This is a genomic window from Burkholderia sp. Ac-20392, from assembly GCF_017104585.1.
Classification (GTDB): Bacteria; Pseudomonadota; Gammaproteobacteria; order Burkholderiales; family Burkholderiaceae; genus Burkholderia; species Burkholderia lata.
In genome coordinates, this window is record NZ_JAAGPB010000690.1 from 1 (window position 1) to 3,732 (window position 3,732).

2 protein-coding genes are annotated in these 3,732 nt (G+C 67.2%); one reads left to right on the forward strand and one right to left on the reverse strand.

Translation table 11 applies throughout. The features are described from left to right. Positions 1–99 precede the first annotated feature (99 nt). Complete coding sequence (locus G3N99_RS36860) at positions 100–1,818, reverse strand: SulP family inorganic anion transporter (RefSeq protein ID WP_174937442.1); 1,719 nt, start codon at positions 1,816–1,818, stop codon at positions 100–102. A gap of 493 nt (positions 1,819–2,311) precedes the next feature. Here G3N99_RS36860 and G3N99_RS36865 point away from each other — a divergent pair, with 493 nt between their 5' ends. After that, positions 2,312–3,568 carry a mechanosensitive ion channel family protein gene (locus G3N99_RS36865; protein WP_206124819.1) on the forward strand — a complete coding sequence of 419 codons (1,257 nt, stop codon included), beginning with the start codon at positions 2,312–2,314 and terminating at the stop codon, positions 3,566–3,568. Positions 3,569–3,732: the final 164 nt, after the last annotated feature.

Sequence of the window (3,732 nt, forward strand, 5' to 3'; positions counted from 1 at the left end):
CTGCCGCGCGGCCAGCGCACGCCGGCCGCGACGGAACTCGCCCGCCATCTGCGCAACGGCTTCGCGCGCGTGCGGGCAGCCGCCTAGCGCCGCTTCCCGCTACACGATGCCTGGCTCCTGCGGCGCCGGCGTCGTGCCGGCGGCTTCCAGTGCCTGGTGCAGCGTCGGGAAGATGCATGACGCGCCGACGATTTCCGTAATCCGGTGACGATCCATGTCCGCGCGCAGGTAGCGGTTGACCCGCCCGAACAGCACGCCGATCCCGCGTGCCTGCAGCATCCTGACGAGGTCGGTCAGCGTCCGCGCGGCCGAATAGTCGATGTCGGTGATCGCGCCCGCATCGACGACGAACCAGCGCGCCGGCACCGGCGCTGCATCGACGAGCTCGGTCACTTCGGCGGTAAACAGATGATCGTTCGCGAAGAACAGGTCCGAGCCGAACCGGTAGACGATCAGCCCCGGCGCCGTCATCGCGCCGCGCCGCGCGGGCACCGGCTGCCACCGTCCGTTGCCCTCGACGGGTTCGAGCACCATCGTGTGCGGCTGGTAACTGTGGCGCACGTGCCGCATCAGCGACAGCGCGACGGCCAGCAGGATGCCGTGCTCGACGCCGACCGTCACGACGGCCAGCGCCGTCACCAGCGCGAGCGTGAACTCGCCGGGGCTTTCCTTGCGGATCGCGGCGAGGCTGCGCACGTTGATCAGCCCGAGCGCGATCGTGAACACGATGCCGGCCAGCACCGCATGCGGCAGGTACTGCAGATAGGTGCTGAAGAACAGCAGGACCACCGCCACCACGGCCGCGAACGCGAGGTGCCCGATCTGGCTGCGCACGCCCGCGCCGTCGGCCATCGCCGTCTGCGTCGGGCTGCCGTTGACGACGAACGCGCCGCCCACCGCCGCCGCCGCGTTCGCGGCCGCGAGGCCGAGGATGTCGGCGTTGGTGTCGACCTCCTCGTCGTACTGCTGCGCGAACACGCGTGCGGCGGCCGCGCTCTGCGCAATGATCATCACGAAGCACGACGCGGCGACCGGCACGAGATCGAGGAACTGCTGCCACGTGACGGACGGCCAGCGCAGCGGCGGCAGCCCGCCGGCGACCGGCCCGAGCACCGCGATGCCGTGCGCGGCGAATCCGAACGCGGAGCTGGCCGCGATGCTGCCCGCGACCGCGATCATCGGCATCGGCACGCGCGGCAGGAACCGCTTGCACGCGAGAATCGCGACGACGACGAGCGCCGCGAGCGCGAACGTCGGCCGGTTCGTATGAACGAGATGCGTGACGACGTAGTCGAGCTGCGCCAGGCTGCGCGACGCCGGGTACGGCACGGCCAGCCCAAGCATGTCGCCGAGCATCGCGATCGACACCTGCACGCCGACGCCGGCGAGAAAGCCGACCAGCACCGTGCGCGACAGGAAATCGGCGAGAAAACCCAGCTTGAAGATGCGCGCGAGCAGCAACATCGCGGCCGTCAGCAGCGCGACCATGCCGGCCAGCGCGACGTACTCGGCGCTGCCGGCCGGCGCCATCGACGACAGCCGGCTCGCGAAGATCGTCGCGGTCGCAGAATCGGCGGCCACCACCAGATGCCGCGACGCGCCGAAGCATGCGAACGCGACGAGCGGCAGGAACACCGTGTAGAGGCCCGTGACGGCCGGCATGCCGGCGATGCGCGCATAGCCGAGCACCTGCGGGATGTCCATCGATGCGAGCGACATGCCCGCGAAGATGTCGCGGATCGCCCCGCCACGGCGGATCGGGAGGATGCCTTTCAGCAACCGCACGCCTGACGCGCGGCTTTCGTTGGAATCTTGCATGCGTGGAATGCGTGAATACGGGGTGACGGGGTTCGCGAAGTCGCTCGCGCATCGTGCGCCGGGCAGGCATCGCATGGCAAGTGCGCGAAGGCGGCGCGTGTCGCTCACCGTCGGCGCCGGGCCGCACGCAACGACGAACGGCGCACCGACGATCCATGCGACGTCCGCATGATTGCATGGATCGCCGGTCACGCGCATTGAAGCGCGAAGGCCCGCCGCAGCAGGGCCGAGCCGATCCCCGGCCGGTGTGCGACGCATCCGGCAGCACGCGCGTGCGGCGGCTTGCGGTGACGCGCTTTCATCACCCGCCCTCACCCGATTACAGAGGAGACCTGCGCAATGGTGAGGAGGTTCGGGAGCCGCTCACCCCGCATTCACGGCAACGTGGCTGGAACCCGATGGCACAATCACGGTCCCTTTCATGTGCCCGTCACCGGGCGCGCGTCGCGCCGCGGCGCCGATTCAACGCACGAGAAGGCCCCTGTTTGCCCCTATGACCCTGAACGAATCCTGGTTTGCGCCGCTCGTCGGCATCCTCATCCTGCTCGCCGCCGCCGGCGCGGTCACCGCCGTCGTCCATTTCCTGCTGTTCCGCGTGGTTGCGCGGCTCGCACGGCTTTCCGCCACGCGCGTCGACGACGCGCTGTTCGAGTTCGGCGCGTTCAAATGGCTGAACCGCATCGTCCCGTTCGTCGTGATCAAGCTCGGGCTCGGCGCGGTGCCCGGCATCCCCGAGACGGCCGCCGAGGCCGCCGACAAGGTGCTGTTCGCACTGGTCGTGTTCCTCGTGACGATGACGGTCAGCGCGACGCTGTCCGCGCTCGAACACACGCATCGCATGGTCCAGCGCGATCAGCGCGACCAGCCGCACCTGTCGCTGAAAGGCGCGATGCAGCTCGTCAAGCTCGTGATGTTCATCACGGCCGCGCTGGTCGTGATCGGCGACGCGACCGGCAAGCAGATCGGCCTGCTGCTGTCGGGCATCGGCGCGATGTCCGCGGTGCTGATGCTGATCTTCAAGGACACGCTGCTCGGCCTCGTCGCGGGCGTGCAGCTGTCATCGAACGACATGCTGCGGATCGGCGACTGGATCACGATGCCGTCGGCCGGCGCGGACGGTACCGTCATCGACATCACGCTGAACACCGTCAAGGTCGCGAACTTCGATCACACGATCATCACGGTGCCGACGTGGAAGCTGATCACCGAGAGCTACCAGAACTGGCGCGGGATGACCGAAGCGGGCGGGCGCCGCATCAAGCGCGCGCTGTTCGTCGACGCGACGAGCGTGCGCTTTCTGTCCAGCGACGAGATCGAACGGCTCGAACGCCTGACGCTGCTGAAGGATTATCTCGAGGACAAGGTCGACGCGATCGAGCAATGGAACGGCACGCTCGGCGCGGCCGGCGACTGCGCGGCGAACCGCCGCCAGTTGACGAACCTCGGCACGTTCCGCGCGTATGTCGCGAACTACCTGAAAGGCCATCCGCGCATCCGCCGCGACATGACCTGCATGGCGCGGCAACTGCCGCTCACGGCCGAAGGCATTCCGCTCGAACTGTACTGCTTCACCGACACGACGACGTGGGTCGACTACGAGGCCATCCAGTCCGACCTGTTCGATCACCTGATCGCGGTGCTGCCGGAATTCGGGCTGCGCGTGTACCAGCACCCGTCGGGCTTCGACATGCGGCAGATGGTCGGCGCCGCATGTCGAAGCAGATCGGTAGAGCAGACGTCTGAACTCTAGTCACCAATTAACATCACGTATGCTGTTTTATGCTTGAAACATAACATGTAACAGTGTTTGACAAAGCGCTGCAACACACTCTATTTTTCCTCCTCATTCTTTCATTACCAAATCTTTCCACGTGTAATCTCTAGAGGCCGTTCATGCTTCATGGCCTTCCCTTT

Excerpts from the sequence above, each read along its gene's own strand:
- G3N99_RS36860 (WP_174937442.1), bottom strand. The coding sequence starts at position 1,818 with ATGCAAGATTCCAACGAAAGCCGCGCGTCAGGCGTGCGGTTGCTGAAA.
- G3N99_RS36865 (WP_206124819.1), top strand. The coding sequence starts at position 2,312 with ATGACCCTGAACGAATCCTGGTTTGCGCCGCTCGTCGGCATCCTCATC.